The 17,649-nt window shown below is 66.1% G+C and carries 15 protein-coding genes; 10 read left to right on the top strand and 5 right to left on the bottom strand.

Going from position 1 to position 17,649, the window contains the following annotated elements; all coding sequences use genetic code 11:
- Window positions 1-91: 91 nt before the first annotated feature.
- Entirely contained in the window at window positions 92-2,389 is a 2,298-nt protein-coding gene (locus CEY05_RS01900; protein WP_088595697.1) for an FdhF/YdeP family oxidoreductase, read from the top strand.
- Window positions 2,390-2,391: 2 nt separating this feature from the next.
- Here CEY05_RS01900 and CEY05_RS01895 read toward each other — a convergent pair whose 3' ends face one another.
- Window positions 2,392-3,315 (bottom strand): LysR family transcriptional regulator, encoded by a 924-nt coding sequence (locus CEY05_RS01895; protein WP_088595696.1) that lies wholly within the window; start codon window positions 3,313-3,315, stop codon window positions 2,392-2,394.
- 209 nt (window positions 3,316-3,524) lie between these two features.
- On the opposite strand from CEY05_RS01895, the gene CEY05_RS01890 reads away from it, so the two are divergent.
- From CEY05_RS01890 to CEY05_RS30735, 3 genes are all read left to right on the top strand, one after another.
- Window positions 3,525-4,319 carry an SDR family oxidoreductase gene (locus tag CEY05_RS01890; protein ID WP_088595695.1) on the top strand — a complete coding sequence of 265 codons (795 nt, stop codon included), beginning with the start codon at window positions 3,525-3,527 and terminating at the stop codon, window positions 4,317-4,319.
- Between the two features lie 144 nt (window positions 4,320-4,463).
- Window positions 4,464-4,907: a cell division protein gene (locus CEY05_RS01885; protein WP_198952650.1), complete on the top strand. Its 444-nt coding sequence runs from the start codon at window positions 4,464-4,466 to the stop codon at window positions 4,905-4,907.
- Entirely contained in the window at window positions 4,904-7,615 is a 2,712-nt protein-coding gene (locus tag CEY05_RS30735; protein WP_143220252.1) for a PEP-utilizing enzyme, read from the top strand. Before CEY05_RS01885 ends, CEY05_RS30735 begins: the two co-directional genes overlap by 4 nt.
- Window positions 7,616-7,684: 69 nt before the next feature.
- Here CEY05_RS30735 and CEY05_RS01875 read toward each other — a convergent pair whose 3' ends face one another.
- The 3 genes from CEY05_RS01875 to CEY05_RS01865 form a co-directional block, all read right to left on the bottom strand.
- Window positions 7,685-8,719, bottom strand: coding sequence for an SDR family oxidoreductase (locus tag CEY05_RS01875; protein ID WP_088595694.1), 1,035 nt, complete (start codon window positions 8,717-8,719; stop codon window positions 7,685-7,687).
- Between the two features lie 112 nt (window positions 8,720-8,831).
- Complete coding sequence (locus CEY05_RS01870) at window positions 8,832-9,770, bottom strand: MBL fold metallo-hydrolase (protein ID WP_088595693.1); 939 nt, start codon at window positions 9,768-9,770, stop codon at window positions 8,832-8,834.
- 236 nt (window positions 9,771-10,006) lie between these two features.
- On the bottom strand, window positions 10,007-10,852 hold the full coding sequence (locus tag CEY05_RS01865) for an IclR family transcriptional regulator (protein ID WP_158219235.1): 846 nt from the start codon (window positions 10,850-10,852) through the stop codon (window positions 10,007-10,009).
- A gap of 219 nt (window positions 10,853-11,071) precedes the next feature.
- Between CEY05_RS01865 and CEY05_RS01860 the strand changes: the two genes are divergently transcribed.
- From CEY05_RS01860 to CEY05_RS01840, 5 genes are all read left to right on the top strand, one after another.
- Window positions 11,072-12,148 carry a tripartite tricarboxylate transporter substrate binding protein gene (locus CEY05_RS01860; RefSeq protein WP_088595691.1) on the top strand — a complete coding sequence of 359 codons (1,077 nt, stop codon included), beginning with the start codon at window positions 11,072-11,074 and terminating at the stop codon, window positions 12,146-12,148.
- A 143-nt stretch (window positions 12,149-12,291) separates the two neighbouring features.
- Window positions 12,292-13,197: an NAD(P)-dependent oxidoreductase gene (locus CEY05_RS01855; RefSeq protein ID WP_158219234.1), complete on the top strand. Its 906-nt coding sequence runs from the start codon at window positions 12,292-12,294 to the stop codon at window positions 13,195-13,197.
- Complete coding sequence (locus CEY05_RS01850) at window positions 13,187-14,245, top strand: glutamate cyclase domain-containing protein (RefSeq protein WP_158219233.1); 1,059 nt, start codon at window positions 13,187-13,189, stop codon at window positions 14,243-14,245. The genes CEY05_RS01855 and CEY05_RS01850 overlap by 11 nt, the downstream gene beginning before the upstream one ends.
- Window positions 14,246-14,322: 77 nt before the next feature.
- The gene (locus CEY05_RS01845) at window positions 14,323-15,117 is read left to right on the top strand and encodes an MBL fold metallo-hydrolase (protein ID WP_088595688.1); all 795 of its coding nucleotides are present in this window, start codon (window positions 14,323-14,325) and stop codon (window positions 15,115-15,117) included.
- A gap of 134 nt (window positions 15,118-15,251) precedes the next feature.
- On the top strand, window positions 15,252-15,842 hold the full coding sequence (locus tag CEY05_RS01840; protein ID WP_088595687.1) for a biliverdin-producing heme oxygenase: 591 nt from the start codon (window positions 15,252-15,254) through the stop codon (window positions 15,840-15,842).
- A 15-nt stretch (window positions 15,843-15,857) separates the two neighbouring features.
- Here the strand turns inward: CEY05_RS01840 and CEY05_RS01835 are convergent, their stop codons facing one another.
- Window positions 15,858-16,718: a LysR family transcriptional regulator gene (locus CEY05_RS01835; RefSeq protein ID WP_088595686.1), complete on the bottom strand. Its 861-nt coding sequence runs from the start codon at window positions 16,716-16,718 to the stop codon at window positions 15,858-15,860.
- Between the two features lie 213 nt (window positions 16,719-16,931).
- Between CEY05_RS01835 and CEY05_RS01830 the strand changes: the two genes are divergently transcribed.
- Window positions 16,932-17,510, top strand: coding sequence for a DUF4865 family protein (locus CEY05_RS01830; protein WP_088595685.1), 579 nt, complete (start codon window positions 16,932-16,934; stop codon window positions 17,508-17,510).
- The last annotated feature ends 139 nt before the right edge of the window (window positions 17,511-17,649 follow it).

Here is a 17,649-nt window from a genome sequence, read left to right as displayed (position 1 = left end):
CATCGACGGCATGCCGCAGGCATAGGTTTTGCGCTTTGCCGACTCGCTATTACAGCCGCGCTAAAGCGGCCTTACAAGAAAGCGAGTCACAATGAGCGCACCAATCGAGAAGTCCCCCAGCGCCACCGCCGGCGGCTGGGGTTCAGCCAGGGCCGTGGCCGGCATCCTGGTCCGGGAGCATGTGCTCTTGCATGGCTCCGCCCTGCTTACTCATCAGAACAAGCCGGACGGCTTCATGTGCGTCAGCTGCTCGTGGGCCAAGCCGGGGCACCCGCACCCGCTGGAGTTCTGCGAGAACGGCGCGAAGGCCACGGCATGGGACATCACCACCAAGACCGTCACGCCGGAATTCTTCGCCGAGCACACCTGTGCCGATCTCCTGCAATGGAGCGATCACGACCTCGAAAAGATCGGCCGCCTGACCGCGCCCATGCGCTGGAACGCCGGCACCGACAAATACGAGGAGATCGCCTGGCAAGCGGCCTTCGATGACATCGGCGGGCGCCTGCGGTCATTGGAGCCCGACTCGGTGGTGTTCTATGCCTCCGGACGTGCATCCTTGGAGACTTCCTACATGTACGCGCTGTTCGCGCGGCTGTACGGCACCAACAATCTGCCCGACAGCTCCAATATGTGCCATGAGAGCACCTCCGTCGGCCTGCCCAAGACCATAGGCGTGCCCGTGGGCACCGTCACGCTGGAGGACTTCGAGCATACCGACTGCATGTTCTTCTTCGGCCACAACACGGGCACCAACGCGCCGCGCATGCTGCATCAGTTGCAGGATGCGCGCGAGCAGCGCGACGTGCCCATCGTTACCTTCAATCCCCTGCGCGAGCCGGGCCTCGTTGCCTTCCGTAATCCGCAGGCGCCGATGGAGATGGTGACCGGCAAGAAGACGCAGATCAGCACGCAGTACCACCAGATCAAGGTGGGCGGCGACACGGCGGCGCTGGTGGGCCTTTGCAAATACCTGATCGAGGAAGATGACCGGGCGCAGGCGCAAGGCAACGCGGCCGTGCTGGATCATGCCTTCATCGCGGAGCACACCCATGGCTACGAAGACTTTGCCGATGCCATGCGCAGCGCTTCATGGGACCAGATCGAGCGCCACGCCGGCCTGACCCGCGCCGCGCTGGAGTCGGCGGGCCGTGTGTACGCGCAGGCCAAGGCCGCGATGGTGCTGTATGGCATGGGCCTGACCCAGCATCGCAACGGCGTGCTCAACGTGCAGATGGTTTCCAACCTGTTGCTGCTGAAAGGCAATATCGGCAAGCCGGGCGCAGGGGTCTGCCCGATCCGCGGCCATTCCAATGTGCAGGGGCAACGCACCGTCGGCATCACGGAGAAACCGCAGCAGGTGCCCGCCGACAAGCTGAAAGCGCTGTACCACTTCGATTCCCCCACCAAGAAGGGTATGAACACCGTGGAGGCCTGCGAAGGCATCCTGGATGGACGGGTGAAGGCGTTCATCGGCCTGGGCGGCAATTTCGCCCGCGCCACCCCGGATCATGCACGCATGGAGCCGGCCTGGTCGACGCTGGACCTGACCGTGTCGGTGGCGACCAAGCTCAATCGCAGCCACCTGCTGCACGGCCGGGTTTCCTACCTGCTGCCCTGCCTCAGCCGTATCGAGATCGACAGGCAAGCGGGCGGCGAGCAGGCCGTATCGGTGGAAGACAGCACCGGCTGTTTCCACGGCTCCAGGGGCCGCAGCGAACCCACCAGCGATCGGCTGCTGTCGGAGCCGGCGATCGTGGCCGGATTGGCCAAGGCCACCGTGGGCGAACGGGGGGGTGTCGATTGGGATGGATGGATCGCCGACTACGCACGGGTGCGCGACGCCATCGAGGCGACCTATCCGGACATCTTCAAGGATTTCAATGCGCGCATGTGGAACCCGGGTGGTTTCCACCGCCCCCTGGCCGCCAGCGAGCGCAAGTGGAAAACGGAGACGGGCAAGGCCAACTTCATCGTGCCGGAGACCTACGACGAAGACGCCGACATGCCGGAACACGGCGGCGATGTCCTGCGTTTGATGACCACGAGGGGCGACAGCCAGTTCAATACCACGATCTATTCCCTGGACGACCGCTTCCGCGGCATCAAGGGCACCCGCAAGGTGATCATGCTCAATGCTGACGACATGCTGCGGCTGGGCCTGGCGGAAAAGGATGTGGTGACCGCCTGCACGGTGGCGCATGACGGCTATGCGCGCGAGGTTGCGGGCCTGGAGATCCGCGCGTTCGACATTCCGGCCGGTTGCGCCTGGGGGTACTACCCGGAGTGCAATCCGCTGATTCCCCTGTGGCATCACGCCAAGGAGAGCAAGGTGCCCGCCGCCAAATCAATTCCGATCACGCTGCGCAAGCAGGCCAGGGCCTGCTGACCTCAACGAGGATCGAACAAGGCGGCCAGGCGTTTTTTCCGGAAGGCCTCCACCACGAAATCGATGAAGGCGCGCGTTTTCAAAGGCACCAGCTTCTTGTTCGGGTAGTAGATCGACAGGGCTCCCAGTTCGGCGGACCAGTCCGGCAGCAGGCGGACCAACGCGCCGCTGGCGATCCAGCGGGCTGCATGCGGCGTGGGCAGCAGGGCCACGCCGTACCCCAGCACGGCAGCGCGCGCCATGGCTTCCGGATCGTCGAAGATCATGCGCACGCTGGACTCCGCCGGCGCCTCCTGCCCCGCGCCATTGCGCATGGTCCAGGCGCGCAGGCGGCCGGTGGGACCGGACCGGCGCACGATGCCGTCCAGTCCGGATAACTCGGACGGATGTGTGGGCATGGGCCGATCGGCCATATAGGCCGGCGACGCCACCGCGATGATGTAGGCGGTCGCCAGCTTGCGCGCGATCACCCCTTCGGTCAGTTCGATGCCGCCGGCTATCGCCGCGTCGTAGCCTTCGCCGACCAGGTCGACCGCGCGATTCTCGAAATGCCAGTCAGGGATGATGGCCGGATAACGCGCCAGGAAATCGCCCAGCAAAGGCACGATGTACTCGTTGCCGAAACCCAGCCCCACGCTCACCCGCAACACGCCTGACGGCTTGCCTTCGCGTTGCGCCGCATGGGCGAAGGCGTCCTGCAGGCTGGCGTAGGGGCCGGCGGCATTTTCCAGAAACTGCTCACCCTCTTCTGTCAGCGCCAGCTTGCGGGTGCTGCGGTGGAACAACCGCAGGCCCAGGTCCGATTCCAGCCGCGCCACGTTCTTGCTCACCGCCGCGGGCGTCAGTCCCAGGCTGCGGGCGGCCGCCGAGAAGCTGCCCAGTTGGGCGGCGCGGATAAAGGCATCCAGGAGATTCAGGGATTCCACGTTCGGGTCGTTCAGAGCGGGATATTTTCAACCAATAGTTGAAGATCATACAACCGATTGAGGACTATCTGGAATACCCAGGACGAGGAATACTTCATCCGTCGTCACCGCAGTCCTGAAGTCACCGCAGTCCTGAAGGTTGATTCCGAGTTCCAAATACCAATCAGCATCTCCCCTGACACCGATTCTCATATCCAAAGGTCCACATCATGACTACCGCTACCACTACTTCCGCCACTACCTCCGCCGCGTCCGTTGGCACCACCAAGCCCCTGGCCGGCAAGACGGCCTTCGTCACCGGCGGCGCGCGCGGCATCGGCGCCGCCATCGTCAAGCGCCTGGCCCGCGACGGCGCTGCCGTAGCGTTCACCTACCGCGGCTCGGCCGACCAGGCCAAGGCGCTGGTCGAGGAAATCAAGGCCGCGGGCGGCCGCGCGCTGGCACTGCAGGCCGATGCCGCCGACTCCGCCGCCGTGGTCCGCGCCATCGCGCAGACGACCGACGCCTTCGGTGCGCTGGACATCCTGGTCAACAACGCCGGCGTGCTGGTGCTGGGCTCCATCGAAACCCTGACCCTGGAAGAGTTCGACCGGACGCTGGACCTGAACGTGCGCGCGGTGTTCATCGCGTCGCAGGCAGCCCTGGCGCGAATGAATGACGGTGGCCGCATCATCAATATCGGCAGCGTGAACGCCGACCGCATGCCCTTCCCCGGCGGCGCGGCTTATGCCATGAGCAAGTCTGCCCTGAAGGGTCTCGTGCAAGGCATGGCGCGGGACCTGGGTCCCCGCGGCATCACCGTGAACAACGTGCAGCCCGGTCCTACCGACACGGACATGAACCCCGAGTCCGGCGACTTCGCCAAGATGCTGCATGGCCTGATGGCTTTGCAACGCCACGCCCAGCCGAGCGAGATCGCGGGCATGGTGGCCTACCTGGCGGGCCCCGATGCCGGCTTCGTCACGGGCGCGCACCTGACCATAGACGGTGGGTTCGCCGCTTGAGGTCGCCCAGCGCACCGCGTCGTTGACTGGACCAACTTCAATCGAATGGCAGCGGATCCCTGAAAGGTAAACTTCAGATCTTCCTCACTGAAGATGCCGATCACGCCGTCCATGTTGCAATCCTCGTCCCGCCTCCGGCGCGCCATGATCTGTTGGCTGTATGCCGTCGCGCTGGGCCATCTGGTCGTCAGTCTTTTTCTGACCTGGGGCGGGCACACCGCCCCGGCGGCTGCGTACCTGGCGCGCATCGAAGCGGTCTTCTGGCCCGGCGCCGTGCCCGCGCACACGCGCGAATTGCAGCAGTGGTGGATGTCCCTGTTCGGCGCCACCTTGCAAAGCTATTCCGTGTTCATGCTGGTCCTGGTGCACCTGGGCAACACGCTGCGGGCGCCCGGGGCATGGCTGGGCATGATGGCCGGGGTGCTGCTGTGGGCGCCCCAGGACATGTATTTCTCCTTGTCCTCCGGGATGACGGTGAATGCCTGGATCGACGCCGCCGCCCTGCTGGTCCTGCTGGTGCCCGTCGTTTGGCTCTATCGCCATGATCGGAGCCGGGCTCCGGCAACTACACCGGGGACCAGGGCATGAGCAAGCCCGTGCTGTACCTGCTGGCCGGTAACGGCAGCGCCGCCGACTGGTGGGACGACGTGCTGCCCTGCTTCCGGCACTACGACGTACGCCCGCTGGAGTTGCCGGGTTTCGGCGACAACCCGCTGCCGCCCTGCGTCGACCTCGCCGCCTATGCCCATGCCTTGCTGGGCATGACCGAACGCGGGCACGCCATCGTGGCGATCGGCGTCAATGCCTTGCTGGTGCTGCACGCCTTGCAGCTGCGACCCGGGCACTTTTCCAGGACCGTGCTGCTGGCCCCCGTAGGCGCATTCCTGTGGCAACGGCGCCTGCCGGCCTTGATGGCGCCGTTGATATTGCGCAAGACCATCCACTGGCTGTTGTCGCACCGGCCGACACTGTTCGCACGCAAGTTTTCGGGGCAGCGCTGGACCGCCGCGCAATATCGGCGGATGGGACGAGGCTATGCCCGCTGCCGTGCCTTCATCCCGCACTGGGACCTGGTGCGCGCGGACACCGCGTTGACCTTGCTCGAATGGGTGCGCGATCCCATAGAACTCGTATGGGGTGACCAGGACCGGATGCTGGGAATCTCGCAGGCGGCCGCCTGGTCCGCCATCCTGGCGCGTGCGGACCTGAACATCAGCCTGCAGCCCGGCTGGGGGCACTATCCCTGGATCGACACTCCCGCCGCCTTCGCCACGTGGCTGGAAGCGGGTGCAGCACAGGAGGACGCTGCGGGATCCGCGGCATCCCGAACATCGGTATCGTGCTCGGCACGGCCGGCATCGGCACCGGCACCGGCATTGGCCTCGGGCCCGGTCCCGGTCCCGGCACGGCCGGCACCGATCTCAGCCCAGTCCGCATCGGCAGAACAATCACGCGGTTTTGTCGCCCACACCAAGGGCGGACGGCTGCGGCTGGCGACGTTGGCCGGACAACCGGTGCCGCCGGCGCTCACCGTCACGGATGCGGCGGATGACCGCCTGCCGCGCCTGTTTGCGGACCACCCCGACGCCACCTGGGCCGTCCGTTCGTCCAGCTATACCGAAGACCAGGCCGATGCCGCCAATGCCGGCCTGCATACCACCTACCTACGCGTGGCCGCCGCCGACGTGCACGCACGCATCACCGACCTGCACGCCAGCGGTGTACAGGAAGCGGTGGTACAGCGCTACGTGGCCCCGGTCTTGTCCGGCATTGCCTTCGTGCGCCACGTGGCCATCGAACTGGAATGGGTGGAAGGTCATCTGGAAGGCCTCGCCGACGGCACGACTGCCCCCCACCGCGCGGTGCTATCGCCACTGGGCGAAGCCTGGCGCGTGGGAACATTCCCGGCGTACGGCCAGGAACAACATCAGGGCCCAGGTCTTGGTCAAGGTAGGGTCCAGGCCCAGGGCGAGGGTCAAGGTCAAGGCCAGGTCCGGGGCCATGCGACCTCTCACGGCCTGACGGCGGACGCCCTGTGGCGCTTCCTGCAGTCCGTGCTCCGCACCTTCCACTACGTCCACGGCGATGTCGAATGGGCCTGGGACGGCAAGCAGCTGTGGCTGCTGCAATACCGACCCATCACCGCCTACCCCTGGCGCCGCAACCTGACCTCGGCCAATATCGGCGAGATCCTGCCGGCGCGGCCCAGTCGCCTGACCGAGTACGCGCAACGGCGCGCGGCGGCCAGCATTCCGGCCATCATGGCAAGGTGGGACACCCGCGTGCTGATGGACAACGAACCCTTCACGGCGACCTTCGGCGGCGCGTCCTACATCAACAGCGATCTGTTCCTGGCACGCATGGCCGATTGGGGCACTTCCTCGCGCGGCTATGTGGCGGAAATTGGCGGTTCGGCGCCCCGCCTGCCCTGGCGCCCGCTGCGGTTGCTGCGTTCCCTGCCGCTGTTCGCGCGCATGCAGCGCCGCGCCCGCGCGCACCTGTTCACCCTGGAAGCGGGCCTGCACCGCCACGACGCCGCGCTGCGCGCGCTGATCGCGCAAGGCGCGGACGGCCAGCAACTGGCCGACTGGTTCACACGCTTCTATGTCTTCGTGGTGCAGGGAAACCTGTGCATCGCCACGGCACTGGCCAGCAGCGGCGGCGACCTGCTGGGGCGTCCCGGTACGGCCTATGGCGATCTTGCGCATAGTCCGCATCGGGTGCCTTACGAAGCCGATCCCGCATCGCCGCGCCCGGTGTTCGAGGAATTGCCCCTGCAGCCCTTCCCCCGCTGGCCGGCGCCGATAAGATGGGCCCATGCCCTGGGCTTGCCCGGCATGCGGGGCTATTACCTGCAAGTACGCGAGTGGTATCGCGACAACCTGATGCGGATGAACTTTCGTCTGCACCATGCCATGCCATCGACGGACCGTGAGTACTGGTTCACACCGCACGAGGACAGCCGCGACCGCCATGGCAGCTTCTGGCAGGACGGCCGCGACAGCAGCGAGCAAGCCGATGGCTTCATGATCTACCCGGGCCGGGTCGAAGGTACGCTGGGCGTGGACATCCTGCTGGTGGATACACTGGAACCCGGCCTGTACGCGCACTACCAGGCCGCGCGCGCCGTCATCGCCCGCATGGGCGGCCGCCTTTCGCACGGGGCGACGCTGCTGCGCGAACTACGCAAACCATCCGCCGTGCTGCCGGCGGTCGATCCGGCCTGGATGGGACGGCAGGTGCTGTATCACGACGGCGAACTCACGCTCGCCGATCAGGTCTCGCGCTCGAAGTGAAAGACGCGCTGAGCGCGGCTTGGTCGAAGACCTGTGCCATTCGTTGCGACGTGTCCCGCGCGCGCGCCCTCACCCCGGGCTGCCGGTCACGGGCAAAATCATGCCGGTGATGTAGCTGGCGCAGGCGGGCGCGGCCAGGAACACATAGGCCGGCGCCAGTTCTTCCGGCTGCGCGGGACGGCCCATCAGCGTCTTGGCGCCGAATTCCTTCAGCGCCTCGGGCGGCTTGTCGCCCGGATTGAACGGCGTCCACACAGGGCCGGGCGCCACCGCGTTGACGCGGACTCCCTTGGGCGCCAGATTGCTTGCCAGGGACATCGTGAATGCGTGGATCGCGCCCTTGGTCGTGGAATAGTCGATCAGGTCGCCACTGCCGCGCAGGCCCGTCACCGACCCGCTGTTGACGATGCTGCCGCCCTCCTTCAGATGCGGCACGGCTGCCTTGGCCATGTGGAAGTAGCCATAGACATTGGTGCGCATCGTCTCGTCGAAGCGTTCCTCGCTGAGATCGACGATGGACGACGCATGCTCCTGGAACGCGGCGTTGTTCACCAGGACGTCCAGCTTGCCGAACTCGCGCAAGGTGGTATCGACCGCGTTGCGGCAGAACGCCGGATCCTTCACGTCACCGGAGATCAGTACGCAGCGCTTGCCCTCGGCTTCCACGCAGCGCTTGGTTTCCTCGGCATCTTCATGTTCGTTGAGATACACGATGGCCACGTCGGCCCCTTCCCGCGCGAAGAGTATGGCCACGGCACGCCCGATACCCGAATCACCGCCGGTGACGATGGTGCCAAAGCCGTCCAGCTTGCCGCTGCCGCGATAGCCTGGCGCGGAGAACGCCGGGCGCACTTCCATGTCGGCTTCCAGCCCGGGCTTGCCGATGCGCTGGTCCGGTAATGGCGGTTCGGCGTACTTGCGCTGCCCTGCCTGCATCGCGTGCTTTTCCTTCGGCGAAGACTGCGCCGCGCTGGCCTGGTCGCGCTGATCCTGCTCCTGCTGGATGGCGCGCTGCTTGTCGGCGGTGGCCTCGACTTGCTGCTCGGCCTGCTTGTGCTGATCTTTCTTCTTGCCCGCTTTCTTGGCGTCCTTGCTCTTGCTCATGATGATCTCCCGATAGTCGCGGTTTTGTTCGCAACTATCGCGCCCGGTCTGCTCATCCGGGCCGAGGCCTGGCCCGACCCGGCCAGCAAACCCGAGCAGGAATCCGACCACCTCACATACTGTCCAAGGGAATCTTCAGATAGCGCACGCCATTGCTTTCCGGCTCCGGCAGCTTGCCGGCGCGCATATTGACCTGCACCGACGGCAGGATCAGGCGCGGCATGGCCAGGCCAGCATCGCGCTGTTCGCGCAAGGCCACGAAGTCCTGTTCGGACACGCCGTCATGCACGTGCAGATTGTCTTGGCGCTGCGCCGCGATGGTGGTTTCCCACACATAGCGACCGCGTCCGGGCGCCTTGTAGTCATGGCACAGGAACACTCGCGTGGCATCGGGCAAGCCCATCAGGCGTCGGATGGAGCGATAGAGCGCCGCGGCATCGCCGCCTGGAAAGTCGCAGCGCGCGGTGCCGTAATCCGGCATGAACAGCGTGTCGCCGACGAAAACCGCATTACCGATCACGTATGCCATGCACGCGGGCGTATGCCCCGGCACGTGCAAGGCCACCGCGTGCAGGTGGCCCAGTGAAAACGCTTCGCCATCGGTGAACAGATGATCGAACTGGCTGCCATCGCGCGCGAAGTCTGTGCCCGCATTGAACACCTTGCCGAATACGTCCTGCACGATGTCGATGTGGGCCCCGATCGCCAGGCGGCCGCCCAATCGCTGGTTCAGCAAGGGCGCGGCGGAAAGATGATCGGCGTGGACATGCGTTTCCAGCACCCACTCCACACGCAACGCGCGCTCCTGGATGAAGTCGATCAATCGTTGCACGCTGCGGGTAGCCGTGCGGCCGCTGGCCGCGTCGTAATCCAGCACGCTGTCGATGACGGCGCAGGTGCTGGTGCCCGGGTCGACGACGATATGGCTGACCGTGAACGTGCTCTCGTCGAAGAAGGAATGGATCTCAGGACGCCGCGATACGTCCTGGATCGCTGCGTCGACGACGGTGCTGGCAAGGGCCAGGGCCGGGTCCGTGGTGGATGCCTGCATGCGAGGCCCCCCTTTTGAAAAATGAAGCCGAACGTATCATTCCTCACCTGCCGATACGCGATAAAGACGGCACGCCGACCGCTGACTGTACTGGATCGCCGCAGCGCTGGCTATGGGACTACGTCATGTGCCGGTGCCGCTGATTTGACGTAACTTCAGGCGCCGTCGACAAGATGCTGCTTCATTTGAAGCGACCTCATCCGACTCAGCTTCACGCGCATCGCCTGGACGCCGTCTCAAGCGTCCTGCCCATCGCGCTGCGACCGCGCGGTCAGCGCCCGGCCTATGCCTGCCGCTTCCCGCCGCAGGACGGCCAGCACCATTGCCTCGCGTTCAGGCGTCATGCGCATCGCGATGGCCGCCACGCTGAGCGCGGCTACCGGCCGCCCGGTTCCCGTCACGATGGGCACGGACACGGTGCGCGCGCCTGGCACGTCCACGACGTCCATCGCCACATGGCCCTGCTTGCGGGCCTCCCGCATCATCGCGCGCAGGCGCTTTTCGTTCATGCCCGTGTAGGCGCCGAGACGGGGCACGTTATTGGCCAGGACCAGTTCGGCCACCTCCTGCGGCAAGGCACTGAGCATGGCCAGGCTGCCGGCACCTATGCCCAACGGCCGCCGCGTGCCGACATCGACAATGAAGGTCTTGATCGGATAGGACCCCACCGCGCGATCCGCGCACACGGCATCGTCGCCGCTACGGATCATCAGGAACACGGTGTCGCCGGTGTCGTCGGCGATGCGGGCCAAGGCCGGCTTGCACAGTTGCGGCAGGTCCAGGCGCTCGGAGGCGGCCAGCCCCATGTCGTAGGCCAGGTGGCCGAAGTGATAGCGCCGGGTGCTGTTGTCGAATACCAGGACGTCTTCCTCGACCAGACACTGCAGCATGCGCCGGGCAGTGCTGCGATCGAGGCCGGTGCGCGCCGCCAGCTCCGCGGCGGTGGCGCCGCGCCGCTGAGCGGCGACGAGGGTGCGCAGCAGACTGACCGTGCGGCGGATGCTTTGCGTGCCGCCGGCGGTGGCGGCGGTGGCGGCGGTGGCGCCGGCAACAGTGGATAGAGACTGGGGAAAGTCGGTCATATTGTGATCGCAAGATGAAGCAGGCATCTATGCCGCCAGGCGATATTCCGATAACTTTGCGCCGCGGCTTCGCTATTTTTGGGTTCCGCTGAGGATGAGATCACAAAACGATGTCGATCACAATGTGATTATGAAATCACAGACAGAGGCATCCAGGATATGAAGCGTGAGATCGAAAAACAGGGCTGGAGCCCACACAAGAATCAAGGAGACCACACCATGAATCGGAGCGTCCGAGCCACTTTGGCTTCCCGCGTCGCCTGCGTCACCCCTATTGCAGGCATTGCCCGCTGCATTGCAAACTGCATTGCCCACTACGCCCGCCACGCCCGCGCGGCGCTGATCACGGCCGGCACACTGGGCCTGACCTTGACGGCGACCGCCGCCACTGCCGCCGGCTACCCGAACAACCCCATCCGCATCATCGTGCCATTCGCCGCGGGCGGCACCAGCGATCTTGTGACCCGCATCCTGGCGCAGGCCATGGGCACCGAATTGAAAGTGGCCGTCATTGTCGACAACCGTCCCGGCGCGGGCGGCAACATCGGTTCCGAGCTGGTGGCGCGCGCAGCGCCGGATGGCTACACGCTGCTGATGGGAACGGTGGCGACCCATGGCATCAATGCCAGCCTGTACAAAAGCATGCCCTTCGATCCGGTCAAGGACTTCGCTCCCGTCAGCCTGGTGGCCTCGACCCCCAGCGTGCTGGAGGTGAACCCCGCGCTGCCGGTCAAGTCCGTGGCCGAACTCATCGCCTATGCCAAGGCGCATCCCGGCAAGCTGTATTTCGGCTCGGCGGGCAATGGCAGTTCCCACCATCTGGCTGGTGAATTGTTCGATTCGATGGCAGGGGTGAAGATGACGCATGTGCCCTATCGCGGCACGGCGGCGGCGGTTACCGACACGATGGGTGGACAAGTGCAGGTGATCTTCGACACCCTGCCCTCGGCCATGCCGTTCGTGAAGTCGGGACAACTACGTGCCCTGGCCGTCACCAGCGCACAGCGCGACCCCGCCCTGCCCGACCTGCCCACGCTGGCCGAAGCGGGCCTGCCCGGCTACGAAGTCGGATCCTGGTACGGCCTGCTGGCGCCGGCGGGCACCCCGCCCGAGATCGTCGACAAGGTCAGCAAGCTGGTGGCGGAATTGGTGCGCCGGCCTGATATCAAGCAGAAGCTGCAGGCCCAGGGCGCGACCGCCGTGGGCAGCACGCCCGCGGAGTTCGCCACGCACATCGCCGGTGAGATCAAGAAGTGGCGGCCTGTCGTACAGGAATCCGGCGCCCGTGTGGATTAACCGGCCGGTGAATCGGCCCGGCTGAGCCCAGGCTTAGCCGAGCCGAGTCGGGTCTGGTCTGGTCGGGTCTGGTCGGGTCGGGTCGGGTCGGGTCGGGTCGGGTCGCCAGCATTTCACTTTTTTCTCTTATGGACACATCAATCATGAACGAACGAAAGCCGACCGTCGGCGTCATCGGGCTGGGTAACGCCGGCATGGCTTTGGCCACTCCCCTGCTGCGCCACTTCGACGTCCTGGGCCATGACCGGGACGCCGGGCGCAGCGCGGTGGCGCGTGGCATTGGCGTGCGCGCCGCCGCGGACGCCGCCCAGGTGGCAGGGGAATGCGACATCATTCTTTTGTCGCTACCCACGCCCGCGGCATCCCTGGCCGCCGCCGACGCGCTGGCGCAGGGTAACCTGCGCGACCGCCTGGTCATCGAGACCAGCACCGTCAGCCCGCAGGATGTGGCGGCACTGCAAGCCCGCGTGGCGCCTCATGGCGCACGGGTCATGGACGCCGCCATCATCGGCGGCGTACACAAACTGGCTGAAGGCAAGACGACGTTCCTGGTTGGCGCGTCCGCCGAGGACTACGCCCGGGCCAAACCCATCCTGGATGCCGCCGCCGAGGAAATCTTCCACCTGGGCGAGACGGGCAGCGGCATGCGGGCCAAGCTGGTGAACAACGCGGTGGCCCATACCACCATGGTGATGCTGCTGGAGGGCGCCGCCCTGGCCGCCAGGGCAGGCGTGCCGCCGGATGTGTTCTATACTCTGATGCGCCGCGACTCGGGCTTGTCGCGCCCGCTGACCCATCGCTTCGGCGAACGCATCCGCCAGCAGGATTTCGAAGGTGGCATGCCGACCGCCAACGCCCGCAAGGATTCGGCCCTGGCGCTGGAACTGGCGCGCGAACTGGGCGTGCCGCTGTTCACGATGCAGGCCTCACACACGGTCTACGAAATTGCCCATGGCGCGGGACTGGATCGCCTGGACTACGCCTCCATCTCCAAATTGTGGGAACAGTGGACCGATGTCGCATTCGGAGAGCGCGTCCATGAGCAATGACGCCTCCGCAGCGGCAAGCCATGCCAGCCTTGCTTCGAGCGCATCCAATCCTTGGTACTTCGAGTACCTGGACCAGATCGCCAACCTGGAACTGAAGAACAAGCCGGCGCAGCAAGGCGGTACGGCGATCCGCTATCGGGAGGCCCGAGCCGCCCAGGGCGGCGGCCCCATCTGCACACAGGTCGCCCACGTTCTGCAATCCGTGCAAGCCGGCGCAACGGTCATCCTGGCCACCGGGACCGGCAATCCCGAATGGCTGCCGCGCGGCGAGACCGATGGCCCATCCGGTGTGGCGATCCTGGCGCGGGTCTTCGGCGCGTTGGGCGTGCGCAGCTGCATCCTGTCCGAAGCGCGTTTCCTGCCCGGCATCGCGGCGTCCGTGCGGGCCGGCGGCACGCCGCTACTGGACGAAGCTGCCTGGCGTCGCCGCGACAACGCCGCCCTCGTGTTGCCCTTTCCCACCGGGGCGGCGGCGGCAGGACCGTTCATCGACGGCCTGATGGAGCGCCTGCCCAGCCTTGCCGCCGGCTTCTTTATTGAAAAGCCCGGACCGAACGCACTGGGCGTGTTTCACAACAGCAGCGGCAAGCCCAAGGACAGTGAATGGGTGGCGCACGCGCACTTGCTCGTGCCCGCCTTGCACGCGCGCGGGTTGCCGACCGTGGCCGTGGGCGACGGCGGTAATGAGATCGGCTTCGGCCGCATACGCGCCAGACTGGCGCCGCAACTGCGCGGCGGCGGCGCTTGCGCATGCCCTTGCGATGGCGGGCTGCTGGACGCCACCGAAGTCGGCCTGCTGCTGCCCGCGGCCGTGTCCAATTGGGGCGCCTATGCCATCGCGGCCGCCCTGGCCCTGGTGCATGAACGCCCCGGCCTGTTGCCCGACTGGCCGGAAGTCGCCGCCAGCATCAGCGCGCCGCTGGCCGAAGGCGCCTTCGACGGCTATAGCGGACTGGCGCTGGACACCGTGGACGGCACTTCGCGCGCGGCGAATCAGGCGATCTACCAATTGATGCAGGAAGTCCTGCGCCTGGCCCAGGCGCAATAGATAGCCCGTGCGCAGGGGCTCGGGCCCGCACCCGCCCGGCACGACAGCGCGAGCAACCTTCCAGCAGGAGCAAACACATGAAGATTTTCCAATCGGGCCAGACTTCCGTCCACATGGTGGGCGGCGGTGGCGTGGGCCTTTCTCATCCCTGCGATTCCCATGTCTACGTCATCGAGAACCAGGGCGTAGCCGCGATGATCGATGCCGGCAGCGGCATCGCGCCCGAAGAGATCCGCGACCGAATGATCGAAGACGGCATCGAGATGGCCGCCATTAAGAACATCATCCTTACGCACGCCCACTGGGACCATGGACGCGGTGCCGTCTGGTGGGTAGCGGCGACGGGCGCCCGCCTGGCCGTGCATCGCCTGGGCGTGCGCACGCTTGAGGAGCAATTGTGGCCGGCCTCGCACGTCGAACGGCATGGCGTGGGATCGCGCCGCGCGCGGGTGGATCGTCCGCTGGAGGATGGCGATGCGATCGAGGTAGGTGCCATTACCCTGCAGGTGATACACACGCCGGGCCATAGCGACGACTCCATCTCGCTACTGGCCACACTGGACGGCCGCAGCGTGCTGTTCGGCGGCGACACCTGCTTCGCCGAGGGTGGCCACGGCACCGTCAACGCGGATACGGACTTCCGCGCCTACCGCGCGTCCGTGCGCCGCCTGGCTGCACTGAAGGTGGATGTCCTGTTCCCCGGCCACAAGCATTTCGTGCTGTCACGCGCGCATGCCCATATCGCCATGCTCGATCGCCGGATGTCGGGCTCATGGACCAGCATGGTCGACACCCGCGTGCCCTTCTTCCCGACCTGGTGGCTGGAACACGACGCTTCGCTTTACGACGACGCCGCACGCTCAGCGCCCTGAGACCGGGCAGCGCCGCGCCGCGCTGCGGGGAAATAGCGCGGCCGGTGCGCCCAGACCAAAACTGCTACCCTGTTGGCTTGGTTCTGCCGCCCCTGATTCTTCATCGCCCACATCCGCTTCGGATCCTCCCAGCCATGAACACCGTCCTCGACCTGCCCGCCACGCTTTCGTTCCGGCTCAAGCACGGGACCAACGACCAGCACGAACGCATGCACGCCCTGATGGAGCAAGGCAAGCCCTTCGAGTCACGTGAGCGCTATGCCGGTTTCGTCGCCGCGCAGTACATCTTCCAGCGCGATGTCGAGCACCTGTTCGACGATGCCCGCATCCAGGCAGCCGTTCCCGACCTGGCCGTGCGTGGGCGCGTCGAAGCCGCCGTTGCGGACATGCAAGACCTGGACAAGGACATTCCGCAGGAGCCCCTGGCCACCGGCCGCGTCGCCATGCCACAAGCACTGGGCTGGCTGTATGTGTCGGAAGGCTCGACGTTGGGCGCCGCCTTCCTGCTCAAGCAGGTGCAACAGACCCTGGGCCTGGACGCCAATTTCGGAGCGCGCAATCTTGCCGCGTATCCTGAAGGCCGCGCCCTCGTGTGGCGCCGCTTCGTGGCCGCCCTGGACAGCGACGCCATCTCCGCCGAGGAACACGACGCCGTGCTGGCCGGTGCCAATGCGGCTTATGACCGCTTCGGCGATCTGCTGCAGCGTTATCTGTTGGCTGCTTGAATCGAAGGCTGGCTCTTATCCCCCTACCGCCGTAGCACGGATCGCCGCGCCCAGCGCGCGTAGTGCGCCGCGGGCCTGGGCGTCCGTCGGGCCGGTGTGCAGGACTACATCACGCGTCGGTAGCGGGGGCAGCCCCAGGCGTGGCCCCAGATCCATCGTCCCTGCTGGCGCCACTCGGCGGCCCAGGGCGGCCACCGCAAGCCCCGCGGACACCGCGGCCCCGATGGTCGAAACACCGCCGCCGACGAACACTTCCATCCAGGGCACTGCGGCCTGCGCCAGCGCGTCCAGTGCCATCGCGCGCACGCTGCAAGGTTCGGCCTGGGTCGCCAGCCGCAGCGGCTGGCCAGGTGTCCATTCGAAATCCGGCGCGCCCATCCAGCCGAAGCCCTCCTCCAGCAGCAACTCACCATCCAGGCGTCGGCTGTCGTGGCGTAGTACTACGCCGGCATCGAGGCGGCCCGCGTCAAATTCATCCAGCACGTCGCGCGATGACGCGATGCGCATTTCCAGGATCAGCGTGGGATCGGCGCGGTTCAGCCCTTGCAGCATGCGAGGCAATTCAGCGCCGACCACATGGTGGCTCACGCCCACCACCAGACGGCGCGGCTGGGCATCCGAGAAAGCATTGAACGCGCCCTGGTGCGCCGCTACCAGGGTGCGCGCCGCCGGCAGGAATGCCCCGCCGTCGGCCGACAGCCGCACCAGGCGCGGCGTGCGGTCCAGCAGGCGGCGACCCAGCATGGATTCCAGGCGACGGATCTTCAGGCTGATGGTGGACTGGGTCGTGTCCATCACCTCCGCGGCGCGGGTGAAGCTTTTCATGTCGGCGGTCAGGACGAACGCTCGGACGGCTTCGATATCCAGGGTTTTCATCGTTCATCTCCAGCAGAGGCCGCGCCTCGCTCCCAATGATTTAATTTTTAAATCATTGAAATACGTGTAGATCGTATTTTTAAATCATAGTCCTGGCGATACGCTGTCGTCCATACCTGTGGCAACCGTGTTCTGTGCCCTCCCGTTTTCTCTTCACAAGTGGGCAGCGTCCCATTCAGGCACAGGACAAATCCCATTTCCTGGAGTTCGACCATGCTTATCGCTCACTACACCCACCGCCTGCCCGCCGACTACGACCTGGGCATCATCCGCCGCCGGGCCGCGGAGCGCGGCACATTGTGGGACGCCACGCCAAGGCTGTACTTCAAGGGTTTCCTGCTGCGCGAGGCAGGCCAACTGGGCGCCATCAGCCACAGCTACTCCTCGCTATATCTGTGGCAGGACGACCAGGGCCTGCGCGATTTCCTGCTGGAGAATCGCTACAAGACCGTCACCGACAGCTTCGGCCGCGCCAACATCGACACCCGCATCGTCCTGGACGCGCGGCGCGGCACCGGCCAGCAAGCGCGCTATGTGCAAAAAGAGGAAGTGGACATCCCGCTTGACCAGGACCTGGGCGCGGCCTACGCCCTGGAAGTCGCGCGCAACCGGGCCGTGGCGGCCGAGAACGGCGTCATCGCCGCCACCGTGGGCGTGGACACCGCTGCCTGGCGTATCACCCGCGTCGTCGTGCGCGAAGCCAACGAACGCGCCGCCAAGGACGCGGTGACGTATGAAGTGCTGCACCTGGCGCGTCCCCTCCTCGACCAGCTTCCCTTAGCCGTACGCTGAGGGCAGGCCCGGCCGCCCGTGGTTTAGCCTGCGGTTTCGCGCGCGGTTTAGCCCTGGTTTGGCGCTGGTTTAGCCCCGGCTTAGCCCCGGCTTAGCCCTGGTTTGGCTGGCGGCTGGCTTGACCCAGCACCCCCAAACC

Source organism: Achromobacter sp. HZ34 (assembly GCF_002209485.1).
Taxonomy (GTDB): Bacteria; Pseudomonadota; Gammaproteobacteria; order Burkholderiales; family Burkholderiaceae_B; genus Bordetella_C.
Note: the sequence above shows the minus strand (reverse complement) of the source record. Positions and strands in the feature narration are given on the sequence as shown.

What these genes read in the sequence shown, in the direction of transcription:
- CEY05_RS01830 (WP_088595685.1), top strand. Translation starts at nt 16,932, where the DNA reads ATGCTTATCGCTCACTACACCCACCGCCTGCCCGCCGACTACGACCTG.
- CEY05_RS01900 (WP_088595697.1), top strand. Translation starts at nt 92, where the DNA reads ATGAGCGCACCAATCGAGAAGTCCCCCAGCGCCACCGCCGGCGGCTGG.
- CEY05_RS01855 (WP_158219234.1), top strand. Translation starts at nt 12,292, where the DNA reads ATGAACGAACGAAAGCCGACCGTCGGCGTCATCGGGCTGGGTAACGCC.
- CEY05_RS01850 (WP_158219233.1), top strand. Translation starts at nt 13,187, where the DNA reads ATGAGCAATGACGCCTCCGCAGCGGCAAGCCATGCCAGCCTTGCTTCG.
- CEY05_RS01835 (WP_088595686.1), bottom strand. Translation starts at nt 16,718, where the DNA reads ATGAAAACCCTGGATATCGAAGCCGTCCGAGCGTTCGTCCTGACCGCC.
- CEY05_RS01885 (WP_198952650.1), top strand. Translation starts at nt 4,464, where the DNA reads ATGATCTGTTGGCTGTATGCCGTCGCGCTGGGCCATCTGGTCGTCAGT.
- CEY05_RS01860 (WP_088595691.1), top strand. Translation starts at nt 11,072, where the DNA reads ATGAATCGGAGCGTCCGAGCCACTTTGGCTTCCCGCGTCGCCTGCGTC.
- CEY05_RS01840 (WP_088595687.1), top strand. Translation starts at nt 15,252, where the DNA reads ATGAACACCGTCCTCGACCTGCCCGCCACGCTTTCGTTCCGGCTCAAG.
- CEY05_RS30735 (WP_143220252.1), top strand. Translation starts at nt 4,904, where the DNA reads ATGAGCAAGCCCGTGCTGTACCTGCTGGCCGGTAACGGCAGCGCCGCC.
- CEY05_RS01890 (WP_088595695.1), top strand. Translation starts at nt 3,525, where the DNA reads ATGACTACCGCTACCACTACTTCCGCCACTACCTCCGCCGCGTCCGTT.
- CEY05_RS01865 (WP_158219235.1), bottom strand. Translation starts at nt 10,852, where the DNA reads ATGACCGACTTTCCCCAGTCTCTATCCACTGTTGCCGGCGCCACCGCC.
- CEY05_RS01870 (WP_088595693.1), bottom strand. Translation starts at nt 9,770, where the DNA reads ATGCAGGCATCCACCACGGACCCGGCCCTGGCCCTTGCCAGCACCGTC.
- CEY05_RS01875 (WP_088595694.1), bottom strand. Translation starts at nt 8,719, where the DNA reads ATGAGCAAGAGCAAGGACGCCAAGAAAGCGGGCAAGAAGAAAGATCAG.
- CEY05_RS01845 (WP_088595688.1), top strand. Translation starts at nt 14,323, where the DNA reads ATGAAGATTTTCCAATCGGGCCAGACTTCCGTCCACATGGTGGGCGGC.